This is a genomic window from Aquicoccus sp. SU-CL01552 (assembly GCF_040365005.1).
In the GTDB taxonomy this organism is placed as follows: Bacteria; Pseudomonadota; Alphaproteobacteria; order Rhodobacterales; family Rhodobacteraceae; genus Antarcticimicrobium.
Genome location: NZ_BAABWV010000017.1, coordinates 91,232 through 116,880 on the forward strand (window position 1 = coordinate 91,232; position 25,649 = coordinate 116,880).

12 protein-coding genes are annotated in these 25,649 nt (G+C 69.6%); 10 read left to right on the forward strand and 2 right to left on the reverse strand.

What is annotated here, in order from left to right; translation table 11 throughout:
• The first annotated feature begins 131 nt into the window (after positions 1-131).
• Positions 132-1,955: an autotransporter assembly complex protein TamA gene (locus tag ABWV23_RS18190; protein ID WP_353350301.1), complete on the forward strand. Its 1,824-nt coding sequence runs from the start codon at positions 132-134 to the stop codon at positions 1,953-1,955.
• The gene (locus ABWV23_RS18195) at positions 1,952-5,398 is read left to right on the forward strand and encodes a translocation/assembly module TamB domain-containing protein (RefSeq protein WP_353350303.1); all 3,447 of its coding nucleotides are present in this window, start codon (positions 1,952-1,954) and stop codon (positions 5,396-5,398) included. Before ABWV23_RS18190 ends, ABWV23_RS18195 begins: the two co-directional genes overlap by 4 nt.
• On the opposite strand, the gene ABWV23_RS18200 is transcribed toward ABWV23_RS18195, so the two are convergent.
• Positions 5,392-6,321: a glucokinase gene (locus ABWV23_RS18200; RefSeq protein WP_353350305.1), complete on the reverse strand. Its 930-nt coding sequence runs from the start codon at positions 6,319-6,321 to the stop codon at positions 5,392-5,394. The two genes, ABWV23_RS18195 and ABWV23_RS18200, sit on opposite strands and share 7 nt — an antisense overlap.
• A gap of 136 nt (positions 6,322-6,457) precedes the next feature.
• Between ABWV23_RS18200 and ABWV23_RS18205 the strand changes: the two genes are divergently transcribed.
• The gene (locus tag ABWV23_RS18205; RefSeq protein WP_353350307.1) at positions 6,458-7,432 is read left to right on the forward strand and encodes a glycosyltransferase family 2 protein; all 975 of its coding nucleotides are present in this window, start codon (positions 6,458-6,460) and stop codon (positions 7,430-7,432) included.
• Positions 7,433-7,441: 9 nt separating this feature from the next.
• On the opposite strand, the gene ABWV23_RS18210 is transcribed toward ABWV23_RS18205, so the two are convergent.
• The gene (locus ABWV23_RS18210; protein WP_353350309.1) at positions 7,442-8,200 is read right to left on the reverse strand and encodes a WecB/TagA/CpsF family glycosyltransferase; all 759 of its coding nucleotides are present in this window, start codon (positions 8,198-8,200) and stop codon (positions 7,442-7,444) included.
• Positions 8,201-8,400: 200 nt separating this feature from the next.
• On the opposite strand from ABWV23_RS18210, the gene ABWV23_RS18215 reads away from it, so the two are divergent.
• From ABWV23_RS18215 to ABWV23_RS18245, 7 genes are all read left to right on the forward strand, one after another.
• Positions 8,401-9,849 carry a hypothetical protein gene (locus tag ABWV23_RS18215; protein ID WP_353350311.1) on the forward strand — a complete coding sequence of 483 codons (1,449 nt, stop codon included), beginning with the start codon at positions 8,401-8,403 and terminating at the stop codon, positions 9,847-9,849.
• A gap of 240 nt (positions 9,850-10,089) precedes the next feature.
• Positions 10,090-16,575 (forward strand): type I polyketide synthase, encoded by a 6,486-nt coding sequence (locus tag ABWV23_RS18220; RefSeq protein WP_353350313.1) that lies wholly within the window; start codon positions 10,090-10,092, stop codon positions 16,573-16,575.
• 4 nt (positions 16,576-16,579) lie between these two features.
• Complete coding sequence (locus ABWV23_RS18225) at positions 16,580-17,572, forward strand: glycosyltransferase family 2 protein (protein WP_353350315.1); 993 nt, start codon at positions 16,580-16,582, stop codon at positions 17,570-17,572.
• Between the two features lie 2 nt (positions 17,573-17,574).
• Positions 17,575-22,209 (forward strand): MupA/Atu3671 family FMN-dependent luciferase-like monooxygenase, encoded by a 4,635-nt coding sequence (locus ABWV23_RS18230; RefSeq protein ID WP_353350317.1) that lies wholly within the window; start codon positions 17,575-17,577, stop codon positions 22,207-22,209.
• The gene (locus ABWV23_RS18235) at positions 22,206-22,943 is read left to right on the forward strand and encodes a 4'-phosphopantetheinyl transferase family protein (RefSeq protein ID WP_353350319.1); all 738 of its coding nucleotides are present in this window, start codon (positions 22,206-22,208) and stop codon (positions 22,941-22,943) included. Before ABWV23_RS18230 ends, ABWV23_RS18235 begins: the two co-directional genes overlap by 4 nt.
• 34 nt (positions 22,944-22,977) lie before the next feature.
• Positions 22,978-23,931 (forward strand): hypothetical protein, encoded by a 954-nt coding sequence (locus ABWV23_RS18240; protein WP_353350321.1) that lies wholly within the window; start codon positions 22,978-22,980, stop codon positions 23,929-23,931.
• Positions 23,928-25,646, forward strand: a complete 1,719-nt coding sequence (locus tag ABWV23_RS18245; protein ID WP_353350323.1) for a hypothetical protein — start codon at positions 23,928-23,930, stop codon at positions 25,644-25,646. The genes ABWV23_RS18240 and ABWV23_RS18245 overlap by 4 nt, the downstream gene beginning before the upstream one ends.
• Positions 25,647-25,649: the final 3 nt, after the last annotated feature.

Here is a 25,649-nt window from a genome sequence, read left to right on the forward strand (position 1 = left end):
CCGGCGCCGGATCGGGCGATTGCGGCCAGAAACCGATTTCACCCGCTCCGAATGGCATGGTAGGCAGCGGAAACGCTGCCACAGGGACCGACCCCGGGCAGCCGAGCGTAACGGGTGAACCAGGGGCCGTCATGACCGCCATCAACCGCGTGAACCTTGTCCTGCGCGGCGCAGCCCGGATCGGGGTTGCGCTCTGGCTGGCGCTGGCGCCAGGCCAAGTCCTTGCACTTGAAACCAGCTTCACCGCCCCCGGCCTGTCCGAGGACCTGAGCGAGCGGCTGCAGACCGCCTCGGCGGTGATGGGGGCCGAGGCGCGCGGGCTGGACACGGTGCAGGACCTGCTGGCCGCCGCCCAGGCCGATTATGCAACGCTGGTGCAGGTGCTCTACGACCAGGGGTATTTCAGCCCGGTGGTGCATATCCGCCTCGACGGGCGCGAGGCCGCGCATATCCCGCCCCTTCACCTGCCGCGCAGCATCGGGCGCATCGAGGTCTCGGTCGATCCGGGGCGCCCGTTCCGCTTTGGCCGGGCCGAGGTGGCGCCGCTGGCGCCGGGCACCGAGATCCCCGAGGGCTTTGCGCCCGGAGAACCGGCAAGCACCGGCCTGATCCGTGATGCCGCCGCCGCCGGGGTCGCCGGATGGCGCGCGGTTGGTCACGCCAAGGCCGGGGTGGCGGATCAGCGCATCACCGCGAATCACGCACAGGCCAGGCTGGACGCGGCGGTGCGCCTGCGCCCCGGCCCGCAACTGCGGTTCGGCAAGATGATCGTCGCCGGTCAGACCGGGGTGCGTGACGAATCGATCCGCCGCATCGCCGGCTTTCCCACCGGCGAGATCTATGACCCCGAAGCGCTGCGCACCGTCAACGCGAGGCTGCGGCGCACCGGGGCGTTTTCCTCGGTCGCGCTGGACGAGGCCGAGACCGCCAATCCCGACGGCACGCTGGACGTCACCGCCACCTTCGAAGACATGCCAAAGCGCCGCATCTCCTTCGGGGCCGAGCTGTCGTCGAGCGAGGGGCTGGACCTGAGCGCGGCCTGGATGCACCGCAACCTGTTCGGCGGCGCCGAGCGGCTGCGGCTCGAGGCGACGCTGAGCAACATCGGCGGCGGCGACGATCTGGACGGACGAATCGCCGCGCGGCTCGACCGGCCCGACCGGCTGGGACCGGATGACAGCATCTTCTACCTGTTCGAACTGGAACGGTTGGACCGCACGAATTACGAAGTGACGCGCGGCGGGCTGGGCATCGGGACGCGGCGGGTGTTCTCGGACAAGCTGTTCGCCGAACTGTCGCTGAACGCGCATTACGCCGATGCCGACGATGCCTTTGGCAGCAATCGGAAATTCCGGTATCTCAGCCTGCCGCTGCGGCTGGAATGGGACCGGCGCGACAGCCCGGTGAACGCGCGGGGCGGCTTCTACCTCGACGCCGAGGCGATGCCGTTTCTCGGCGTCGCGGGCAGCGCCTCGGGCGGGCGGCTGCGACTGGACGGTCGCGCCTATCGCTCGTTCGGGCCGGCCCGGCGGATCACCGTTGCGGGCCGGGTCCAGCTTGGCTCGGTGATCGGCGCGGCCCAGAGTGACGTCTCTCCCGACCTGCTGTTCTTTTCCGGCGGCGCCGGAACCGTGCGGGGCCAACCCTATGAATCGCTGGGCACCGCCGTGTCCGGCAGCACCCTGCTGGCCGGCGGACGCGGGTACCTGGGCGCCTCGCTGGAGTTGCGCGGGCAGATCACCGAGCGGATCTCGGCGGTGGGGTTCTATGACTACGGCGCGATCGACGCCAGCGCGGTGATCGACGGCAACAGCGTCAGCCATTCCGGCGCCGGGGTGGGCGTGCGTTATGACATCGGCGGCTTCGGGCCGATCCGGCTCGACATCGCGTTTCCGACCTCGGGCAGCACCGGCGACGGCATGCAATTCTACATCGGGATCGGACAGGCATTTTGACACGGGTTCTGGGCATACTGCTGACAATCGTCGCGCTCGCGGCCGGGACCGCGCGCGCGCAGGACGCAAACGACGCGGACAAGGACGAAGCCGGCGGTCTGCTGGTGCGGTTTCTTGAAAACACCCTGTCGGACTCGAACCGCCAGATCGAGGTGACCGGGCTGGAGGGCGCCTTCAGCGCGCGCGCCACGATCGACCGGCTGACGGTCTCGGATGCGCAGGGCGTCTGGCTGACGGTCTCGGGCGCGGTGCTCGACTGGAACCGGGCGGACCTGCTGCGCGGCCGGTTCTCGGTCAACGCGCTCACCGCCGAAGAGATCATCGTCGCCCGCAAGCCGCTGCCCAGCGACGCGGTGGACCTGCCCGACGCGGAGGCGACCCCCTTTGCCCTGCCGGAATTGCCGGTGGCGGTGGAACTGGGCGAGATCGGCGTCGATCGGTTCGAGATGGGCGAACCGCTGATGGGCATCGCCGCCGCATTGAAGATGGCAGGCACGCTGACCCTGGCCGATGGCGCGCTCGACACGCAACTGTCGGTCACCCGGCTGGACCGGCCCGGCGATGCCGTGGACCTGCTGGCGCAGTATTCCAACGAAAGCCGCCGGATCGTGCTCGACCTCGAGATGGTCGAGGAGGCCGGAGGGCTGATCTCCACCGCGCTGAACATGCCGGGCCAGCCGCCGCTGCAGTTCACCGCCAAGGGCGACGGGCCGGTCGATGATTTCACCGCCGATATCGCCCTTGTCACCGAGGACGCCCAGCGGATCGGCGGCACGGTCCGCCTGCGCGGGAAGGACCGCCCCGAGGGGGCCGATCCCGACGCGCCGACCGGCACGGGATTCAGCGCCGATCTGGCCGGTGACATCACCCCGATGCTGCCGCTCGAGTACCGCGCCTTTTTCGGCACCGACACGCGGCTTGCGCTCGACGGGGTCAGCCAGCCGGACGGACGGCTGGAGATCGGACAGCTTGACCTGTCCGCCGACGCGCTGACGCTGAACGGCCGGCTTTCGGTGGCGGCCGGCGGCACGCTGGAGACCGCGCTGCTGCACGGGCGCATCGCGCCGCCCTCGGGCGACAGCGTTCTGTTGCCGCTCAGCGGGCCGCAAACCCGGATCGGCGCGGCCCGGCTGACCTTACGGATGGATGGCACCGACGCCGGCGACTGGGACCTGACCCTCTCCGCCGACCAACTGGCGCGGCCCGACCTGACCCTGCGGCGCGCCGAGCTGACCGGGCGCGGCACCCTGGACCAGAGCGCCGGGCTGGCGCTCGACGGCACCCTGCGCGGCGGGTTGAACGGGCTGGACTTTTCCGATCCCGCGCTTGCGCAGGCCGTGGGACGCGAGATCACGCTGGACGGCGATTTCGCCCTCACCGGCGGCACGCTGGACTTGCAGGGATTCGACCTGACGGGCCGCGACTATACCGCCACGCTGGACGGTACACTGGACGGGCTGGACAGCGGGTTCGAGATGGAGGGTCGGCTGCGGCTGGGTGCCTCGGACCTGGGCCGGTTCTCCGGGCTGGCCGGGCGTGACCTGGGCGGCGCGGTGACCGCCGAGCTCTCTGGCACGGGCGCCCCGCTCTCGGGCAGCTTTGACATCCGGCTCGACATGCGCGCGCAAGAGCTGTCCGCCGGGATCGACCAACTGGATTCCCTGATCGCCGGGGCCACCGTGGTCTCGCTCGACGCAGCGCGCGACACCGACGGGCTGACGGTCCGGCAGTTCACGCTCGATGGCACCGCGCTGACCGCCGAAGCGCATGGCACGCTGGCCAGCACCGACAGCGGCTTCAGCTTTCGCGCCGCGCTGGACGACCTGACCCGGGTCACGCCCATGGTCTCGGGTCCGCTGACCCTGAGTGGCGAACTCGACCAGGCCGACGACAACTGGCTGGGCGAGGTCACCCTGAAGGGGCCCGACAGTTCTTATGCCGATCTCAAGGGCACGGTTTCGCCCGACGGGCAGGCCGATCTGACCTTTGACGCGCTGCTCGACCGGATTCAGCGCTTCGTGCCCGAACTGCGCGGCCAGGCCACCGCCAAGGGGACCGCCCGCCGCGATGGCTCCGGGCAATGGGTGCTCGAGACCGACGCCACCGGCCCGGCGGGCGTCTCGGCGCGGATCGCCGGCGGGTTCGACGAGGCGACCGGCACCGCCGACCTGACCGCGCAGGGCGACCTGCGGCTTGAGGCGGCGAACCCGTTCATGAAGCCCAACTCGATCACCGGCCGGGCCGAATTCGACCTCGCGCTCAAGGGGCCACCGGCACTGTCCTCGCTCAGCGGTCGGATCACCACCTCCGGCACCCGCATGGCAATCCCCTCGGCGGCGCAGACCATCGAGAACATCTCGGGCGGCGTGACGCTGGGCGGGTCCAGCGCCGATATCGCCGTCACCGCCGCGCTGGGGGCCGGCGGCGGGCTGCGCCTGTCCGGTCCGGTGGCGCTGACCCCGCCCTATGCCGGGCGCATCGGCATCGAGTTGCAGAACCTCGTGCTCACCGACAACCAGTTCATCACCTCATCGGCCAACGGGCGGCTGCTGCTGTCGGGGCCGCTCACCGCCGGGCCGCTGCTGTCGGGGCGGATCGAGTTCGGCGAAACCGAGATCAACCTCAGCGCGGTCTCGGGCAGCGCCGCCGCCGCGCCGATCCCGCAGATCACCCACCGCAACGAACCCTCTGCCGTGCGCGACACCCGTGCGCGGGCCGGGCTGATCGACACCGGAAACGGCGCCTCGGGGCCGGCCATCGGACTCGATCTGGCGCTGATCGCGCGCAACAAGGTCTTTGCCCGCGGCTTCGGGTTGCAGGCGGAACTGGGCGGCGCGCTGCAACTGGGCGGCACCACCGCCGCCGTGCGACCCGTGGGCCAGATCTCGCTGATCCGCGGTACCCTCGACATCATCGGGCGGCGGCTGAAACTGACCGAGGGGATCGTCTCGATGCAGGGCGACCTGACGCCCTACGTGCAGTTCTCGTCCTCGACCACCACCGAGGACGGCAGCGCCACGATCGAGATCTCGGGCCCGGTCGACGGCCCCTCGGTCAGAGTCTACGCAGAACCCGAACGCCCGGCCGAGGAGGCGCTGGCGATGCTGGTCTTCGGCAGCCGGGTTGCCGACCTCTCGCCCTTCGTGATTGCCAAGATGGCGGCCTCGCTGGCCACCCTCGGGCGCTCGGGCGGCACCAAGGACAGCGTGCGCTCGGCACTCGGGGTCGATACCGTCGATATCGGCACCGACTCCAGTGGCGCCGGGCAGGTCGGCGCCGGCGCCTACCTGTCGGACAACATCTATACCGATTTCAACGTCAACACCCAGGGCGAGACCGAGCTGAACCTCAATCTCGACCTGACCAAATCGCTGACCGTGAAGGGCAGCGTCGACAACGCCGGCGACAGCGGGATCGGGTTGTTCTTCGAACGCGATTACTGAGCGACGCGGGCCAGCGCCGCCAACCCGCCCAGCGCCGCCGAATCGTCGGTGATCAGCCGCACCGGCAGCGCCGCCGCGACGGGTTGCAGCGGCCCCGGCGCATCGAGCGCGTGCAGGAACGCGGTGCGGGCGAAGGGCTGCAGGACCCCGCGCGCCATGCTTCCGGCCAGGAACAGCCCGTCGCGCGGCATGTAGGCCGCCACCAGTTCGCGGGCCATCCCCCCCATCAACTGCGCCATCAGGGTGATCGTCTCGCGCGCCGATGCATCATCGACCGCCGCCTCGACCAGCGCCGGCGCCGAAAGCACCGCACCACCTGTCCGCGCCGCGTGCAGGCGCGGCAAGCCCGGCCCGGAAAACAGCGCCTCGACACTGGGAAACCGGTCTGCCTGCGCGCCCAACGCAGCGGCGATCCCCGCAGGCAGGGCGGCATGACCCAGTTCGGCCTCCAGCGCCACCGGCCCGGCGGGGGTCGAGCGCACCGGGCCGACGTTGAACCCGGTGCCGAAATTCACCGCCAGCGCCTGCCCGTTGCCCGCCGTTTCTTCAAAGGTGGCGGGGCGCAGATCCTCGACCTGGGCGGCGTCCAGCCCCGGCAGCGCCAGCGCCAGGGCGGTCAGGTCATTGACCACCCGCAGCGCGCCACTGTCAGGCAACCTCAGAAGTTCGGCCAGCGCAGCGCGTGAAAAATTCCAGTCACGGTTGGTGAACCGCACCTTGCCCGGCCCCACCGGCCCGGCCACGGCCAAACAGGCGCCGCTCAACGCCGGATCCCCGCACGCGCGCAGGTAGAGCGCCAGCAGATCACCCGGCCCGGCATGGCTGTCGTTGGTCCGGCGCGCGGCGCATTGCAGCCCGCCATCGCCACGCAACAGCGCCAGGCGCGTCGTGGTGCCGCCCATGTCCGCCAGCAGGATCGTCATGCGTGGCCCCCCTCCTCACATCCGTTCCCGCATGGTGCCCCAATCCGCCCCCGCCGCCAAGGTCCGGCTTGCAGGTGACGGTCCAGCGGCTAGGCTGGCGCCCGCAACAACAAGGGCAACCGGGGCGGTGGCGACAGTGCAGGCAACAGAACACCCGGAGATCGACGCGGTGGTGATCGGTCGCAACGAGGGCGCGCGGCTGATCGCCTGCCTCGCCTCGCTCAAGGGGCGGGCGCGGCGAATCGTCTATGTCGATTCCGGCTCCACCGATGGCAGCGTCGAATCCGCCCGGGCCACCGGCGCCGAGGTGGTGGAACTGGACATGAGCCTCCCCTTCACCGCGGCGCGGGCGCGCAACGCGGGGCTGGCGCGGCTGGCCGGGGACGGGTCGGATTTCGTACAATTGGTGGATGGCGATTGTACAATCGCCCCCGGATGGCTCGAGACCGCCGCCAAGTTCCTCGCCACCCACCCCGAGGCCGCCGTCGCCTGCGGCCGCCGGCGCGAGGACCATCCCGAGGCCTCGGTCTACAACCGGCTCTGCGACCGGGAGTGGGACACGCCCATAGGCGAGGCTGCGGCCTGTGGCGGCGATGCGCTGGTGCGCCGTGCGGCGGTTGCGACCGTGGGCGGGTTCAACGACGGGCTGATCGCGGGAGAGGAGCCGGACCTCTGCCTGCGCCTGCGCCGCGCCGGCTGGACCGTGTGGCGGCTGGACGCCGAGATGACCCTGCATGATGCGCGCATCCTGCGCCTTGGCCAGTGGTGGCGTCGCAGTCGCCGCGCCGGTCATGCCTTTGCCGAGGGGGCGCATCTGCACCGCGCGGGACCGGAGCGGCACTGGGTCCGAGAAACCCGCCGCGCGCTGGCCTGGGGCGCGGGTCTGCCGCTGGCGATCCTCGCCGCGATGCTGGTCACCCCCTGGGCCGGGCTGGCACTGCTGATCTACCCGGCGCAGGTGCTGCGGCTGGCGCTGCGCGATCCCCACCCCGGACGCTGGGAGGCAGCCCTGTTCACCGTCCTGGGCAAATTCGCCGAGGCGCAGGGGGCGCTGGATTTCCACTTGCGGCGCTGGATCGGTCGGCGGCGCGGGATCCTGGAGTACAAATAGGGGCGCGGATCAGCCCCGGAACCGGCGCAGCTTCAATGCCCGGACCGCCTGGCGCGGCAGCACCATCGCGCTGCGCAGGTAACGCGGCACCATGCGCCAGGGGCTTCCCAGCATCCGCCACAGCCATTCCAGCCCCACCGCTCGCATCCAGCGCGGTGCGCGGACCTGGTGCCCGCCGAGAAAATCCAGCCCGGCCCCGACCGAGGCAAAGCCGACGGCGGGCGCGATGCCGCGTCCCCGCGCCGCCAGCGCCTCCTGTTTCGGGGCGCCCAGCGCGAGAAAACAGAGCCGCACCCCGCTGTCGGACAGCTGCCGCAGGATGTCCTCGGCCGCCGGCCCCGTCGGATCGAACCCCTGCGGCGGCGCGATCCGGAGCGTGATGCGCAGCCCCGGCACCTGTCCTTCGAGCACCGCGGCGGCATCGGAGAGCGCCTGTTCGGTGCTGCCGACAAAGGCCACCTCCGCCCCCTCGTGCGCCGCCAATTGGCACAGCGGCACCACCAGGTCAGAGCCCGGCAGCCGCGCCACCGGCCGCCCGGCGATCCGTGACAACACCGTGATCGGCCAGCCATCGGCGACCACGATATCCTGGCGCGCATAGACCCGCGCGAAATCGGGCGAGGCGGTCATCTTGGCGAGATGGTCGAGGTTGACGGTGGCCAGCGCGAACCCCTCGCCGGCGCGGAACCGGCGGCGCACCTCGCCCAGCAGCGCGGCGCGGTCGGGAATGGTGATGCGAATGGTCTGGTCAAAGAAGCTGAATTGCACCGGCGCCCTCCGTTTCACCGGCATAGGCCGGATGCGGGCCCGGCGCCAGATGGCCCGGAAAAATCCCGCCCGCCCGTTGTATCGGCACCCGCTGCGCGTGCAAGATGGATCGCGCAGCGGGCGCGACAAGCCCGTCGTGACTTGCTAGACTGGCGGCGGACGCGCCGCGCCCCAACAGGAAACTCCGAGCAGACCCGATCATGTCCAACGCCTTCGCTTCGCTCACGCTGCTGACATGGCCGCTGATCTGCCTGCTCCTGTTGCGGCGGCTGCCGCTGGAGCGCGCCGTGATCTGGTGCATCCTGGGGGGCTATCTGCTGTTGCCGCCGAGGGTCGAATTCGACCTGCCGCTGGTTCCGCCGATGGACAAGACCTCGATTCCCAATCTCAGCGTGCTGGTGATCGTGGTCCTCGTCCTCGGCCTGCGGCCCACGCTGTGGCCGAAAAGCCGCACGGCCATGGTGCTGGTCGCGCTCTATATCTTCGGCGCCGTCTTTACCGTCCTGACCAATGGCGACCCGGTGATCTATTCCCATCCGACCGAGGCGAATATCTCCTATCGCCTGCCCGGGCTGCGGCTGCACGACACGCTGTCGGTGATCGTGGACAAGACGATTGTCCTGATACCCTTCCTGCTGGGGCGGCAATTGCTGGGATCGGACAAGGGGTTGCGCGAGCTGCTGCTGGCGCTTGCGATCGGCGGGCTGGCCTATTCCCTGCCCGCCCTGATCGAGGTCCGGCTCAGCCCGCAGTTCAATATCTGGGTCTACGGGTTCTTTCAGCACAGTTTCGAGCAGATGATGCGCCAGGGCGGGTTCCGCCCCATCGTGTTCCTGCCGCATGCGCTTTGGCTGGCGCTGTTCATGTTGAGCGCACTTCTGGCCACGGCGGCCCTGACGCGCCAGGCCAATGGCCCCCGGCAGGTCAAGCTCATCATCGCGACGATCTATCTGACCGCCGTGCTCTACCTGTGCAAGAGCCTTGCCACCCAGCTCTATGCCCTGGCGTTCCTGCCGATGGCGCTTTTCGCTGGTCGCCGGCTGACCCTGCGCCTGACGGCGATGATGGCGCTGATCGCAGTCAGCTACCCGATCCTGCGGCAGTTGGAACTGATCCCGCTCGATACCATCCTGGAGCGCGCCGCGGCGATCGATCCCGACCGGGCAAGTTCGCTTGGCTATCGCTTTACCAACGAGGAGATCCTGCTTGAGCGGGCGCGGGAGAAACCCTGGTTCGGCTGGGGCGGATGGGGGCGCAACCTGCTGCTCAACCCTGAGAGCGGCGCAGTCGAGACCATCCCAGACGGACGCTGGATCATCGTGTTCGGGACCTTCGGCTGGCTGGGCTATATCGCCGAGATGGGGCTGCTGGCGCTGCCGCTGATGCTGCTCTGGTGGCGCAGCCGACACGGGCTGCCGCGCGGGATGTCGTCGTCTGCGGCGGCGGTTGCCCTGATCCTGGCGGTGACGATGATCGACATGTTGCTGAACGCGACGCTGGTGCCGCTGGTCTGGATGTGCGCCGGGGCGCTACTGGGCCATGCCGAACAACTGCACCCGCTCAAGGCCCGGAGCGACGCGCCCGGGCCGCTGTTCGGGACCGGTCCGGTGATCGGGCGCGAGGCCGGTCGGAAATTCTGGCGGCAATAGCCACAATCTGTCCTTAACCAAGCCCCATTGACGGCAGATCAGGAGTGTCGATCACGAACCGTCCTGTGGTATGCTTGGGGTGGTCGGACCGGGGTCCATCGCGCATCGGCCCATGGCCCTTCTGGGGGCCGCGTTCCGGTCGCGGCGGGTGGTTCCATTTTGGAAACCCGGTTTCGGCGCCTATATACTAGATGGTTTGAGACAAATTTATTTTTTGGTTTGGGACGAGTTGGTCTGACGATGACAGTGCGTGAAGACGGTGGGCGAAACCAGGACATTGCAATCGTGGGCATGGCGGTGCGGATGCCGGGCGCGGCTTCGGTGCCCGCGTTCTGGGACAACCTGCGCGCGGGTCGCGAATCGATGCGCCGCCTTGACGAGGCGGAATTGCTGGCCGCCGGCGAGCATCCCGACCTGATCGCCGATCCGAACTATGTGCCCGCTGCCGCGCCGCTTGAGGATTTCGCCCAGTTTGACCCGGAGTTCTTCGGGTTCTCGCCGAAGGAGGCGGCGATCCTCGACCCGCAGCATCGCAAGTTCCTCGAGGTCGCATGGGAGGCGATGGAATCGGCCGGCCACCCGCCCGAGGGGCTGTCCGGGCGGGTCGGCGTCTATGCCGGGTGCGGCATGGGCGGGTATTTCTATTTCAACCTGTGCTCCAACCCCGGGCTGGTCGATGACGTGGGCATGTTCCTGCTGCGGCACACCGGCAACGACAAGGATTTCCTGTCGACCCGGGTCAGCCATGTGTTCGACCTGCACGGCCCCTCGATCAACCTGCAGACCGCCTGTTCCACCTCGCTTGTCGCGGTCCACTACGCCGCCCGGGCGCTGCGGGACGGCGATTGCGACATGGCGCTGGCCGGTGGGGTAACCATCGAACTGCCGCAGGGGCGCGGGTATCTTTACAAGGAAAACGAGATCCTCAGCCCCGACGGCCATTGCCACGCCTTCGACCACCGGGCGCAGGGCACCGTCTTTGGCTCTGGCGCGGGGGTGGTGGCGCTGCGGCGGCTCGAAGATGCGCTGGCTGACGGCGATCACATCTGGGCGGTGATCAAGGGCAGCGCGGTCAACAATGACGGGGCGGCCAAGGCGGGCTATCTCGCCCCCTCGGTCGATGGCCAGGCGCAGGCGGTCTCGCTGGCGCTCAAGGCGGCGGCGGTCCCGGCGGAGACCATCGATTATGTCGAATGCCATGGCACCGGCACCTATCTGGGCGATCCGATCGAGGTCGCGGCGCTGACCCAGGCCTATCGCGACCAGACCAGCGAGACCGGGTTCTGCCGGCTCGGCTCGGTCAAGACCAATATCGGGCATCTCGATACGGCGGCGGGGGTCGCCGGGCTGGTCAAGACCGCGCTGGCGCTGAAACACGGGGAAATCCCGCCCTCGCTGGGCTACGAGGCGCCGAACCCGGCGATTGATTTCGAGACATCGCCGTTCAGGGTGAACGACCGGCTGAGTGACTGGCAATCGCACAAGGGGCCGCGCCGGGCCGGGATCAATGCGCTGGGGGTCGGCGGCACAAACGCCCATGTGATCCTCGAGGCAGCGCCGGAACGCGCCCCCTCGGACGAGAGCGAGTTTCCCTTTCATGTGCTGTGCCTGTCGGGGCGAACGCGGGCGGCGCTGGATGCCAATACCGGCGCGTTGGCGGCGCACCTGCGGGCCAACCCGGATCTGCCGCTGGCCGATGTCGCCTTTACGCTGAAGGAGGGCCGCCGCGGTTTCGACAAGCGCCGGGTGCTGGTGGCCGAGACCGCGCAGGAGGCCGCGGACCTGCTGGAGCAGGGCGATCCGCGCCGGGTCTTTACCCATGAGCGTCTGGGCGAGGCGCCGGAATGCGTGTTCATGTTCCCCGGCGGCGGGGCGCAATACGCCGGCATGGCGCATGATCTCTACGAGACCGAGCCGGTGTTCGCCGACTGGATGGATCGCGGGCTGGATCACCTTGAACCGCAGCTTGATTTCGACCTGCGCGCGCTCTGGCTGCCGGCGGACGAAGCGGCACGGGCCGAGGCCGACCGCAGGCTCACCCGGCCCTCGGTGCAACTGCCGCTGATCATGATCGTTGAATACGCGCTGGCGCAACTCTGGATCAGCTGGGGCGTGCGGCCCGCGGCGCTGGTCGGTCATTCGATGGGCGAGAATACTGCCGCCTGCCTGGCCGGGGTGATGTCCTTCGAGGATTGCATCGACCTTGTCCTGCTGCGCGGGCGGTTGTTCGATACCGTGCCGGCGGGCGGCATGCTGAGCGTATCGGTCAGCGAGGACGAGTTGCGGGACCTGATTGGCCCCGATCTGGACATCGCCAGTGTCAACGCGCCACGCCTTTGCGCCGTGTCCGGGCCGCAGGCGGCGTTGGATGCGCTGGCCGGGGTGCTGGAGACCCGCGAGATCGAGTTTCAGCGCGTGCCGATCGACATCGCGGCGCATTCGCGGATGCTCGACCCGATATTGGCGGAGTTCCGGGCGTTCCTGTCCAAGATCCCGCTCGCCGCCCCCAACCTGCCGGTGATCTCGAACCGGACCGGAGAAAGGCTCACTGCCGAACAGGCCACCGATCCAGAGTACTGGGTCGGCCAGTTGCGCAACACGGTCCGCTTCGCCGATTGCATCACGACGCTGTCGCAGGGCGGCAAACGAGTGTTCCTCGAGGTCGGGCCGGGCAAGGCGCTGAGCTCGCTGGCGCAGATGTCGGACACGGTCGCACCCGGACAGGTGCTGTCGTCGTTGCGCCACCCAGAGCAGGAGATCGGCGACGACGCCTATTTCCTCGGCGTGATCGGGCGGCTCTGGGCCTGCGGAGTCGAGGCCGACTGGCCGCAGATCTGGGGTGAGGCCAAGCGGCACCGGCTGCCGTTGCCGACCTATCAGTTCCAGTCCAGCCGCTATTTCATCGAGCCGGGCACACCGCAGCTGGCGCAGGGCACCGAGGCCGCGCCCAAGCGGATCGAGGACATGGCGCAATGGGGCTATCGCCCGGCATGGCGGCCCCGCCCCGCCGATTGCGAGATCGACGTGGAGCGCGAGTTGGACGCCGCCGAACCGCAGCGCTGGTTGCTGTTCGAGGATGGCACCGGGCTGGCCGCGCGGGTGGCGGCCCGACTGGACCAGGCGGGGCATTGCGTCACCCGGGTCAGCCCCGGCGACACCTATGCCAGGCTGGCCGAAGATCATTACCTGTTGCCCCCCGAACAGGGGCGCTTCGGCTATGACAGCCTGCTTGCCGACCTGGCCGAGGCCGGGCGCGGCCCGACCCGGATCGGGCATTTCTGGCTGGTCACCGGAGACGAACAATTCCGCCCGGGAAGCTCCTTCTACGACCGCAACCTGGAACAGGGCTTCTTCAGCCTGATGTACCTGGGCCAGGCGCTCGGGGCTGCGGAGATGGAACAGCCCGTGCAGCTGACCGTCTTTACCAGTGGCGCCGCGCAGGTCCGGGACGAGGGGCTCCCCTATCCCGAAAAGGCGATGATCGCGGGGCCCGTGGGCGTGATGCCGCACGAGATGCCCGGGCTGACCTGTGCCACCGTCGACCTGGCCCTGCCGGAGCGTCGCCCCGGCGGACTGCTGACGCGGCTGACCGGTGACGCGGAGGACGGTGATCCGCTTGCCGCCCTGGTGCCGCAGGTGCTGGAAGAGCTGTTCGCCGCCCCCGGCCCCGGCACCGCAGCCCTTCGCGGCGGGAAACGCTTCATCCGCGAATGGCGCTCGGTGGCGCTGCCTGACCCGGAAGCGCCGGTGTGGAAGGACGGGGGCACCTACCTGATCACCGGTGGTTTCGGCGGCATCGGCCTGACCCTTGCCGCTGCGCTGATGCGCGATCAGGACGCCAACGTGATCCTTCTGTCGCGCGACACGTTGCCGCCGCGCGCCGATTGGGACAGCTACCTTGCCGGGCACAGCCCCGCCGACCGCACCGCGCGGCGCATCCGCGCCCTGCAAGCGCTGGAGGCCGGACCGCGCGGCGCCGTTATGGCGATCGCCGCCGATGTCTGCAACAGCGTCCAGATGCGCGATGCGATCCGAGAGGCGGAAGAGCGGTTCGGCGCGATCACCGGGGTGATCCATGCCGCCGGCCATATCGACGATGGCCCGCTGCTGACCAAGACCGAGATGGGCGTGACGCAGGTCCTTGCCCCCAAGGTCACCGGGCTGCGGGTGCTGGACGAGTTGTTTCCCGACGGCATGCTGGAGGTGATGGTGCTGTTCTCCTCCTCCTCGACCGCGACGCGGCCGGCCGGGCAGGTCGATTACGTCGCCGCCAACGAATACCTCAACGCCTTTGCCCTCGGGCGACAGGGCGGCGCCACCCGCGTGCTGGCGGTGGACTGGGGCGTCTGGTCCGGGGTCGGCATGGCCGCCGAGGCGATGGAGGCGCGCGATCGGGCGGGCAAACCGACCGAGCGCACGACGATCGACCAGCCCATGCTGGACGAGACCGGCTTCGACGCCGAGGGCAACCGGCTGTTCGTGTCAGAGTACAACGCCGCCGAACGCTGGGTGTTCGACCAGCACCGGCTGTCCACCGGCGAGGCGCTGATGCCCGGCACCGGTTACCTGGAACTGGCGACCGAGGCACTGGCAGCGCATGGGGGGAACGATCCGTTCGAGATCCGCGATCTCTATTTCCTGCGCCCGTTGCAGGTTGCCGATGCAGCGCCGCGCCGTGCCGTGATCCGGCTGGAGCCGCGCGGCGGCGCGCTCACCTTCACGGTGCATTCGGAACTGGGCACCGACAAGGCCGAGGGTTTCGCGTTGAATGCCCAGGCCAGGGTGCTGTCGCGCCCCGGGTTGACCGCGCAGCCGCTGGACCTGGCCGCCATCGCGATGCGTTGCGACCGGGTCGAGACCGCCACCGCGGGCGCGCGGCTGAGCACCCCGCAGGAGGCGCATCTGCGCTTTGGCCCGCGCTGGCACGTGCTGCGGCGGATGGCGATGGGCGATGGCGAGGGCTTGGCCACGCTGAGCCTGCCGCCAGAGTTTCACGGCGACCTCGCCGATGGCTACCGGCTGCATCCGGGGCTGCTGGACATCGCCACCGGCTGGGCGATCCGGCTGACACCGGGCTATGGCGGCAAGACGCTCTGGGTTCCGGTTTCCTATCGCAGCGTCCGGGTGCTGGCGCCGCTGCCGGAGGAGATCCGAAGCTGGGTCCGGTTGAGCCCCGGCGCGACCCCGGCCGAGGGATACGTACAATTCGACGTGACCTTGTGCGATCCGCAGGGGCGGGTCTGTGTCGAGATCGAGGGCTTCGAGATGAAACGCACCGAGGGGGCGCTGGACTTTGCGCCGCCCGCCCGGCCCGATGCCGAGGCTGCCGCGCTCGGGCTGGCGATGCCCGGGACCGAGGCGCCGCTGTCGCCCGAGGAACAGCGGTTGCGGCGCAACATCGCCCAGGGCATCCGTCCCGACGAGGGTGCCGAGGCACTGCGCCGCGCGGTGGCGCTGGGACAGTCGCAGGTCCTGGTCAGTTCGCTCGACCTGTCTGCGCTGATTGCCGAGGCCGACCGGGTCTCTGCCCCGGCCCCGGAAGAGGGGCAGAGCTTTGACCGGCCGGACCTGGATACCGCCTATGTGGCGCCCGAGACCGGGATTGAGAAAACGCTGGCCGGGCTGTTCGAATCCCTGCTGGGCGTGTCGCGGGTGGGGGTACAGGACAGTTTCTTTGACCTTGGCGGGCATTCTCTGGTCGCCGTGCGGCTGTTCTCGCGCATCAGCCGGCTGTTCGACGTGGAGTTCCCGCTGGCCACCCTGTTCGAGGCCCCCAGCGTTTCCGCCCTGGCCGAGCTGATCGCCCGGCGCACCGGCCATACCGGAGAGGCCGGCGCGCTTGATGACCCTGCCGCCGCCCAGCCCGAGGCCCCCGCCTTTACCCACCTGGTGCCGCTGCACAAGGGTGGCGACGGCGCGCGCGCACCCTTCTTCCTGGTCGCGGGGATGTTCGGCAACGTGCTGAACCTGCGGCACCTTGCGCTGATGCTGGGACGAGACCGGCCGGTGTACGGGCTGCAGGCGCGCGGGTTGATTGGCGACGACGAACCGCACCGCCGGATCGAGGCGGCCGCCGCCGACTATATCGCCGAGTTGCGCCAGGTGCAGCCGCATGGCCCCTACCTGCTGGGCGGGTTCTCGGGCGGCGGGATCACCGCCTACGAGATGGCGCAGCAGTTGCAGGCCGCCGGCGAGGAGGTGGCGCTGCTGGTGCTGCTCGACACGCCGCTGCCGGTGCGACCGGAACTGTCGCGCCCGGACAAGGCCCTGATCAAGATGCAGGAGCTGCGCCGCAAGGGGCCGGGATACCTGCGCGAATGGGCCGGCAACCGGATCCGTTGGGAGGTGGAGAAACGCCGCGCGCCGGTGACGCTCGACACCGCGACCTCGTTCGACAATGCCAAGATCGAGGCCGCCTTCCGCGCGGCGGTGAGCGCCTATGCGCTGAAACCCTGGAACGGGCCGGTGGTGCTGTTCCGTCCGCCGCTGGACCGGCACTGGCAGGTGTCGGGCGGCCGCTGGGTCAGCGCCGAGCGCGAGTATGTCTATCCGGACAACGACTGGACCCGGTTCGCGCCGCGTCTGCAGGTGATCGAGGTGCCGGGGGATCATGACAGCATGGTGCTGGTGCCCAACGTCGGCGTGCTGGCCGAGCGGATGAAACGGTTGATCGACGAGGCCGAGGGCGGTGACACCCCCGACGGCTGGGCCGAGGCGGCGGAGTGAGACGATGACAGACCCGACGATCCTGACCCTGATCGTGAACTACCGGACACCCGATCTGACACTGCGGGCGGCCGAGGCGGCCCTGCGCGAGATGGAGGGGCTGCGCGGCGAGGTGTTGATCATCGACAACGGCTCGGGCGACGGGTCCTTCGCGCGGCTGACCGAGGAGGCCGGGGCACGGGGCTGGACCGCGCAGGGACGGCTGCGGGTGGTGGACGCGGGGCGCAACGGCGGCTTTGGCGCCGGGATGAATCACGGCATCCGCACCGGGCTCTCCTCCGGCGAGGCACCCGGATTTTATTACCTGCTCAACTCGGACGCCTGGCCCGAGCCCGGCGCGATCCGCACCCTGCGCGACACGCTGGTGGCGCAGCCCAAGGCGGGCCTGGCCGGAAGCCTTGTACAGGGCGAAGACGGCACGCCGCATCGCACCGCGTTCCGGTTTCCCACCATCGCGGGCGAGTTCGAGATGGCGGCGCGCATCGGCCCGATCTCGCGGCTGCTGAAACGGGCCATCGTGGCGATGCCGATCCCGAGCGTCACGACGTCGGTGGACTGGACCGCCGGCGCCAGCCTGATGATCCGCGCCGAGACGCTGGAACAGATCGGCCTTTTTGATGAAACCTTCTTTCTCTATTTCGAGGAAACCGACCTGTGCCTGCGCGCGGCCCGCGCCGGCTGGGACACTCTTTACGTCCCGCAAAGCGTGGTGGGGCACCTCGGCTCGGCCTCGACCGGGATGAAGGAGTGGGCGCGCATCCCGGCCTATTGGTTCGACTCGCGCCACCATTATTTCACCAAGAACCACGGGCGCGCCTATGCCGGAGCGGCGACGCTGGCGCGCGGCGCCGGTCAGGCGATCTGGCATCTCCGCCGCCTTGTCACCGGGCGGCCGAACACCGGCCCCGAGCGGTTTCTGCGCGACCTGATAACCCATTCCTTTCGTGCGCCGACGGCCCCCGTTCCGTCGGTTGCGCCCAAGTCGACCGAGGATTGAAGATGACCCCGTTTTCCTGTGTTCTGATCGGAAATGAATCCCTGCTGATCGGCTGTGGCGATGCGCTGCGCGCGCGCGGTCACGAGGTGCGCGCGGTGGTCTCGCGCGACCCCGAGATCCGCGCCTGGGCCGGTCGCAACGGTCTGCCGGTCGAAGAGAGGATCGCCACGCTTTCCGACCGGTTCGGGCAAGGCGGTTTTGACTGGCTGTTTTCCATCGCCAACCTGTCGGTGATCCCCGATGCGGTGCTGGCGCTTCCGGCCGGTGGCGCGGTGAATTTCCATGACGGGCCACTGCCGCGCTATGCCGGGATCAACGCGCCGGTCTGGGCACTGATCGCGGGCGAGGCGGAGTATGGCGTCACCTGGCACATGATCGAGGGCGGCATCGACGAGGGCGATATCCTGGCGCAGGCACAGTTTGCCATCGCCCCGGACGACACCGCGTTCTCGCTGAACTCCAAGTGTTATGGCGCGGCGATGGACAGTTTTCCCGCCGTGCTGGACCAGTTGGAGCACGGCGCGCCGGAACGCCGGCCGCAGGACCTGGGCCAGCGCAGCTATGTCGCCCGCGACGCCCGGCCCGCGGCGGCGGCGCGGCTGGATTTCCATCGCCCGGCGGCGGAGCTTTCCGCACTGGTCCGGGCGCTGGATTTCGGCGGCTATTGGAACCCGCTGGCCTGCCCCAAGGTCGAGATCGGCGGGCAGGTCCTGCTGGTCGGCAAGGCCGAGGCAGCGGGCACGGCACAGGGGTTGCCCGGCGCCGTGATGGCGGTCGAGCGAGACAGCCTGACCGTGGCCACCGGCGACGGGGCTCTGCGGCTGAGCGGGCTGACCACGCCCGAGGGGGCGGCACTCTCGCCGGCCGATCTGGTCAAACCCGGCGATACGTTGCCCAGTGCCGAGGCTGCCCTGTCCGACCGCCTGACCGGGGCGATGGCCGCCACGGTGAAGACCGAGCCGCAATGGCGCCGGGCCTTGGCCGCGATGCAGCCGGTCGCGGTGCCGCTGGCCGATGCCGCCGGGGGGGCGCCCGAATGGGAGGCGCTGCGCATCGCCCTGCCCGACGGGTTGACGCCGGAGCAGGCCAGGCTGGCGGTGCTGGCCTGGACGCTACTGGGCAGTGGCGCGGAGACCGCCGACCTTGCGCTCACCACCGCTGCTCTGACGGCGGCGGAGAAGGCGGCGCCGGGCTATGTCGCCGGCTGGGTGCCGGTACAGGTGCAGCGCGGAACAACGTTGGCCGAGGCCGCCGAGGGGCTGGAGACGATCCGCGCCCGGGCCGAAAAGGGCGGCTTCGCCCGCGACCTGATCGCGCGCGACCCGCAGATCGCCTGGACCGGCGCGCCGCAGATCGCGCTGGCGCTGGAGGAGACAGGACCGCTCGACGGCACCGCCGCCACCGTCACGCTGCGCGGAGAGCGTGTCACGCTGCACGTGGATCGCGCCCGGTTGGACGAGGACGCGGCCGAGCTGCTGGCCCGGCGGCTCGAGGCGGCGATGCGGGCGGTGCAAGACGCTGCGGACGACACCAATCTGGGTACGCTGGATATCCTGCCCGCCTCGGAACGACGCAAGACCCTCGCGACCTGGAACGCCACCGCGCGCACCCATGACGCGGATCAGACCGTTCATGGCGCAATCGAGGCGCAGGCGACCCGAACGCCCGAGGCCACCGCGATTGTCTTCGAGGACCGCGCGCTAAGCTATGCCCAGCTCGACACCCGCGCGAACGCGCTGGCCGCGCGTCTGCGCGGCAAGGGGGTTGCCCCGGGGGCGCATGTGGGCCTCTACCTGCGCCGCAGCCCGGAGATGGTGATCGCGGCGCTGGCGATCCTCAAGGCCGGGGGGGCCTATGTGCCGCTCGACCCCGCCTACCCCGCCGACCGCATCGCCCATTACATCACCGACAGCCGCGCCTCGGTCATCGTGACCGATGCCGCGCTGCGCGGCCAACTGCCCGCGACCGAGGCCGAGATCGTCGAATACGACGGCACGGGCGAGCAGGCCGAAACCGTCGACGGCGGCGCCACCGGGGGTGATCTGGCCTATCTGATCTATACCTCGGGCTCCACCGGGTTGCCCAAGGGGGTGATGGTCGAACATCGCAACGTGGCCAATTTCTTCGCCGGGATGGATGACCGTATCGGCGTGCCCGAGAACGGCACCTGGCTGGCGGTGACCAGCCTCGGCTTCGACATCTCGGTGCTGGAGCTGTTCTGGACCCTGTCGCGCGGCTTCAAGCTGGTGCTTGCCGGGGATGACAACCGCGCCGTGGTCTCCAATTCGCCGCTGGCGGTGAGCGACCGGCACATCGATTTCAACCTGATGTACTGGGGCAATGACGACGGGGTCGGCCCGAAGAAATACGAACTGTTGCTGGAGGGCGCGAAATTCGCCGATGCCAACGGTTTCAACGCGGTCTGGACGCCCGAGCGGCATTTCCACGCCTTTGGCGGCCCCTATCCCAACCCCGCGGTCACCGGCGCGGCGGTGGCTGCGGTGACGCGCAATATCGCCGTGCGCGCGGGCAGTTGCGTCGCCCCCCTGCACCATCCGGCGCGGATCGCCGAGGAATGGGCGGTGATCGACAACCTGACAAACGGGCGGGCCGCGATCGGCATCGCCTCGGGCTGGCAGCCGGATGATTTCATCCTGCGCCCCGAGAACACGCCGCCCGCCAACAAGCCGGCGATGTTCGCCACCATCGAAACCCTGCGCAAGCTGTGGCGCGGCGAGGCGGTGGAGTTCCCCAAGGCCGACGGCACGATGCATTCGGTCGTGACCCAGCCGCGCCCGGTGTCAAAGGAACTGCCGGTCTGGGTCACCACCGCCGGCAATCCCGAGACCTGGAAAGAGGCCGGGGCGATCGGCGCCAACGTGCTGACCCACCTGCTGGGCCAATCGGTGGACGAGGTGGGCGAAAAGATCCGCCTCTATCACGCCGCGCTGCGCGAAAACGGCCATGACCCCAAGGATTTCACCGTCACCCTGATGCTGCACAGCTATCTGGCCGACACCCGCGAACAGGCGGCCGAGGTGGCACGCGGTCCGATGAAGGATTACCTGCGCGCCGCCGCCGGGCTGATCAAGCAATACGCCTGGGCCTTTCCCGCCTTCAAGAAACCCAAGGGCGTGACCAATGCCTTTGAAATGGATCTTGGCGTGCTCGGCGAAGAGGAGTTGGAGGCGATCCTCGATTTCGCCTTCGAGCGGTATTTCGAGGATTCCGGCCTGTTCGGCACCGTCGCGGACGGGTTGGCGCGGGTCGAACAGCTCAAGCGGATCGGAGTCGACGAGGTCGCCTGCCTGATCGACTATGGCATCGCGCCCGACCAGGTGCTGGAGGGGCTGAAGCCGCTGGCCGAGGTGCTGGCGCGGGCCAATGCGCCGAGCGCGCCCGAGGCCGACGACTTCTCGCTGGCCGCGCAGATCATTCGCCATGATGTGACCCACATGCAATGCACGCCCAGCATGGCCCGGATCATCGCCATGAACGACGAGGCGCGGCTGGCGCTGGGGCGGGTCCAGACCCTGCTGCTGGGGGGCGAGGCGCTGCCCGGCGACCTAGTCGCGGACCTGCGCGAATGCACCGGCGCGACGATCCTGAACATGTACGGGCCGACCGAAACGACGATCTGGTCGACCTGCGAGGCGGTGGGCGCGCAGGCGCAGGGCATCGTCAACATCGGCACCCCCATCGCCAATACCGGCGTCTACGTGCTCGACCCCGCCGGGCGCCCTGCCCCCATCGGGGTTCCGGGCGAGCTGTGCATCGGCGGCGCCGGGGTGACGCGCGGCTATTGGCAACGCGAGGAAATGACGGAGGAGCGGTTCCCGCCCGATCCCTTTGCCGCCGAGATCGACCTGTCCGGCCCCGCGCCGCTGCGCATGTACCGCACCGGCGACCTGGTGCGCTGGCGGGCGGATGGACGGCTCGATTTCCTTGGTCGCACAGATCACCAAGTCAAGATCCGCGGCCAGCGGATTGAATTGGGCGAGATCGAATCCGCGCTTGCCGCGCAGCCCGGTATCACCGGCGCCGTGGTCGTGGCGCGCGCCGGCGCGGCGGGCGATCAGCGCCTGCTGGCCTATGTCACCGCCGAGGCGACACCGGATGAAACCGCCCTGCGCGCCGAGCTGGCCCGCCACCTGCCCGAGGTGATGGTGCCGGCGCGGATCACCCGGCTGGATGCCTTTCCGCTTACCCCCAACAAGAAGATCGACCGCAAGGCGCTGCCCGATCCGGCGCCGGCCACCCCCGCCCCGCGCCCCGCTGTGGGCGAGGTCGCAGCCCCCGCCCGGGAGGCCGCCGGACCGCAGGCGCAGATCGCGGCGGTCTGGGGCCGTATCCTTGGCCTCGAGCCGGCCACGATCGCGACAGAGGACAATTTCTTTGCCCTTGGCGGTCACTCTCTGCTGGCGGTGCAGGCGCATCGTGACATCCGCAGCGCGCTGGACCGCCCGGACCTGTCGATCACCGACATCTTCCGCTTTCCCACGCTGGGCGGGTTGGCGGCGCACCTGGGGGCCGGTGATCCGCCGCCCCCGCCGCCCGAAACCGCCCCGCAAGACCGCAGCGAGACGATCTCGAAACGGCGCGCGATGCGCGACCGGCGGCGGATGCGCGCGGAATGACCATGGCGTTTGCCTCCTCCCTCCAAGGGGCGGACGCCCGGGCGTTGGCGCGCTCGCTGCTGCCCGGATCGGTGGCGCTCTCTTCCACCGATCCGCGCGCACCGCAGCCCGCCGCGCTGCCGGAGGAACGTGCGGCGCTGACCCGGGCGCGCCCGGCACGCCTGCGCGAGTTCGACGCCGGGCGCGCGGCGGCGCGGGCGGCGATGGCCACGCTTGGCCTGCCCCCGGCCCCGGTGCTGCACGGGGCCGACCGCGCGCCGGTCTGGCCCGAGGGGCTGACTGGCACCATCACCCATTGCGCCACCGCCTGCCTTGCCGCCGTGGCGCGGCAGCGCGACATCCGCGCGCTGGCGCTGGACCTGGAGGAGGACAGCCCCCTCCCCGAAGAATTGATCGGCACCGTCTGCACCCCGGAGGAGCACGACCATCTCGCCGCCCTGCCCCGATCGGAGCGCGGTGCCCTGGCCAAGCGCATCTTTTGCGCCAAGGAGGCCAGCTACAAGGCGCAATACCCGCTGAGCCGGACGCTGTTCGACTTCCAGACGCTCCAGATCGGGTTCGACGATGCCCCCGGTGCCCCCGGCGCTTTCACCGCGCGGTTCCTGCGCGCGGTTCCGCCCTTTGACGCCGAGACCGTCCTGCGTGGACGCCTTGCCACCGGCAACGGCCTGATCGTGGCGGCAGTGGTGCTTCCCGCATGTTCCCAGCCGCCATTCGCCCTAGATCGACCATGACGACCACCCCACACCGGACAAGGCCCGCCAAACCATGAGCCCGCGAACCCTGCCGATCCTGATCCTTGCCGCGCTGGCCCTGGCCGGGCTGGCCTGGTGGTATTGGTCCAAGCCGCGCCCGCCGGGGGCCGAGGTGATCGCCGGCGCCTATGCCACGCCGCTGCCGCCGCCCGAGGGGCCGCTTTCGGTCTATCACCTGGGTCACAGCCTGGTCGGGCGCGACATGCCGGCGATGCTGGCCCAGCTTGGCGGCGCCGGGCACAGCTATGCGCTGCAACTGGGCTGGGGCACCTCGCTGAAGGAGCATTGGGAGCCGGAGCTGCCGATCAACGGTTTCGAGACCGAGAACGACACGCCGCAGTTTCGCCCCGCCCGCGCGGCGATCGGATCGGGCGATTATGACGCCGTGGTGCTGACCGAGATGGTCGAGCTGCGCGACGCGATCAAGTATCACGACAGCGCGCGCTACCTGTCGAAATGGGCCGACCTCGCGCGGCAGGCCGCGCCCGGCACCCGCGTCTACCTGTACGAGAGCTGGCACCGGCTGGACGTTCCCGAGGGCTGGTTGAGCCGCCTCGACGGCGATCTCGAATCCGTGTGGGAAGCCAAGGTCCTGCTCCCCGACCTGGCGGCGGGGGGCGCAGCGCGCCCGATCCACGTGATCCCGGCGGGCCAGGTGATGGCCGCCTTTGTCCGCGCGGTCGAAGCCGCCGGCGGGGTGGACAACATCACCGGGCGCGAGGACCTTTTTGCCCGCGACGAGACTGGCGCGCTGGACCCCATCCACATGGGCGACCTCGGCGCCTATCTTGTCGCGCTGACCCATTACGCGGTGCTTTACGGGCGCTCGCCCCTCGGCCTACCGCGCCAGTTGACCCGCGCCGACGGCACCGCCGCCACCGCGCCCGGCCCGAATGCGGCGCGGCTGATGCAACAGACCGTCTGGCAGGTCGTCACCGCCTATCCCAAGACCGGAGTTTCCCCATGATCGCCCCGATCCGCCTTGCCCTGATGCTGTTCACGCTCTGCGCGGCGCTGGCCGCCCCCGCGCGGGCGCAGGACACCACACCTCCGCCCGTAGGGTCGGTGCCGATGGCGATGCACCTGTCGAGTGTCAACGACTGGGCCACGCAGCAGCCCTTCATCGACGTGATGAAGACCGCCCGGACCTGGATCGGGCACATGCCCGGGCAATGGGGCGGCACCGGCCACGCCGACCTGGCCGCGGCGGGCTATCTGGACGACAACGGCTGGCCGGTGGAGATCCCGCCGGAACTCGGCTCGATCGGCACCGTGGTGTTGACCAGCATGCCCGAGGAGGCCCGCGCGCTCGCCGGGCGCTATGTGCTGCGCTACGATGGGGACGGCATCGTCGAGGTCAGCGGCCGCGCCACCAACGTCCGCTACGCCCCGGGCGAGGTTCGCTTTGACTATGAGCCGGGCGATGGTCTTGTCGACATCCGCATCCAGCGCACCGACCGCGAAAAGACCGGCGATTACCTGCGCAACATCACAATCGTCAAGGAGGACAACCTCGCACTGTACGAGGCCGGGGCGGTATTCAACCCCGATTTCCTGCGCCGGCTGGAGGGGTTCGAGGCGCTGCGTTTCATGGACTGGATGGAAACCAACGGCTCCGATCAGAGCGGCTGGGCCGACCGCCCGCGCCGCAGTGACTATACCTACACGCTGCGCGGCGTGCCGGTCGAGGTGATGCTCGACCTGGCCAACCTCCTGGGCGCGGACGCCTGGTTCAACATGCCGCATCTGGCCGATGACGATTACATCCGGCGCTTTGCCACGCTGGTGCATGACGGGCTGTGGCCCGACCTGCGCGCCTATATGGAGTTCTCGAACGAGGTCTGGAACTGGCAGTTCGAACAGGCCCGCTGGGCCGGCCGCATAGCGCAGGAGCGCTGGAACCAGGACAACGGCTGGGTGCAATATTACGCCCTGCGCGCCAGCGAGGCCGCCGCGATCTGGTCCGAGGTCTATGGCGCCGATGCAAAGGACCGGCTGGTCAACGTGATCGCCACCCAGACTGGCTGGCTCGGGCTGGAAAAGGATATCCTCGACCCGCCCCTGCTGCGGCAGGAACAGCCCGACCGCCCACCGGTTTCCAGCTTTTTCGACGCCTATGCGATCACCGGCTATTTTGGCCACGCGCTGGGAAAGGAGGACCGCGCGCCGATGGTCCATGAATGGATCGACGACAGCCGCGCCATGGCCGAGCAGGCCGCCGAGGCCGAGGGGCTGACCGGCGCGGCGCGCGACAGCTATGTCGCGGCGCATCAATACGACGTGGCCACCGCCCTGGCCGGGGCCGAGCTGCGCGACGGGCTGAGCAGCGGCAACGAGGAGGGCACGCTGAATCACCTGCTGACGACGCTGATCCCCCATCACGTCGAGGTTGCCCGGACCCATGACCTCGACCTGGTGGTCTACGAGGGCGGCACCCACCTGGTCGGCCTCGGGCCGGTGGTCGACGACGATGCGCTGACCGATTTTTTCACCCACGTGAACTACAGCGCCGAGATGGGCGCGCTCTATTCCGAGATGCTCGCAGGCTGGCAGGCGGCGGGCGGGCGGTTGTTCACCGTCTTTGCCGATATCAGCCCGCCCAGCAAATGGGGCAGCTGGGGCACGCTGCGCCACCTGTCTGACGACAACCCGCGATGGGATGCGGTCGCCGCCTTTCGGTAGGAC

Excerpts from the sequence above, each read along its gene's own strand:
- ABWV23_RS18190 (WP_353350301.1), top strand. The coding sequence starts at position 132 with ATGACCGCCATCAACCGCGTGAACCTTGTCCTGCGCGGCGCAGCCCGG.
- ABWV23_RS18200 (WP_353350305.1), bottom strand. The coding sequence starts at position 6,321 with ATGACGATCCTGCTGGCGGACATGGGCGGCACCACGACGCGCCTGGCG.
- ABWV23_RS18215 (WP_353350311.1), top strand. The coding sequence starts at position 8,401 with ATGTCCAACGCCTTCGCTTCGCTCACGCTGCTGACATGGCCGCTGATC.
- ABWV23_RS18220 (WP_353350313.1), top strand. The coding sequence starts at position 10,090 with ATGACAGTGCGTGAAGACGGTGGGCGAAACCAGGACATTGCAATCGTG.
- ABWV23_RS18225 (WP_353350315.1), top strand. The coding sequence starts at position 16,580 with ATGACAGACCCGACGATCCTGACCCTGATCGTGAACTACCGGACACCC.
- ABWV23_RS18230 (WP_353350317.1), top strand. The coding sequence starts at position 17,575 with ATGACCCCGTTTTCCTGTGTTCTGATCGGAAATGAATCCCTGCTGATC.
- ABWV23_RS18235 (WP_353350319.1), top strand. The coding sequence starts at position 22,206 with ATGACCATGGCGTTTGCCTCCTCCCTCCAAGGGGCGGACGCCCGGGCG.
- ABWV23_RS18240 (WP_353350321.1), top strand. The coding sequence starts at position 22,978 with ATGAGCCCGCGAACCCTGCCGATCCTGATCCTTGCCGCGCTGGCCCTG.
- ABWV23_RS18245 (WP_353350323.1), top strand. The coding sequence starts at position 23,928 with ATGATCGCCCCGATCCGCCTTGCCCTGATGCTGTTCACGCTCTGCGCG.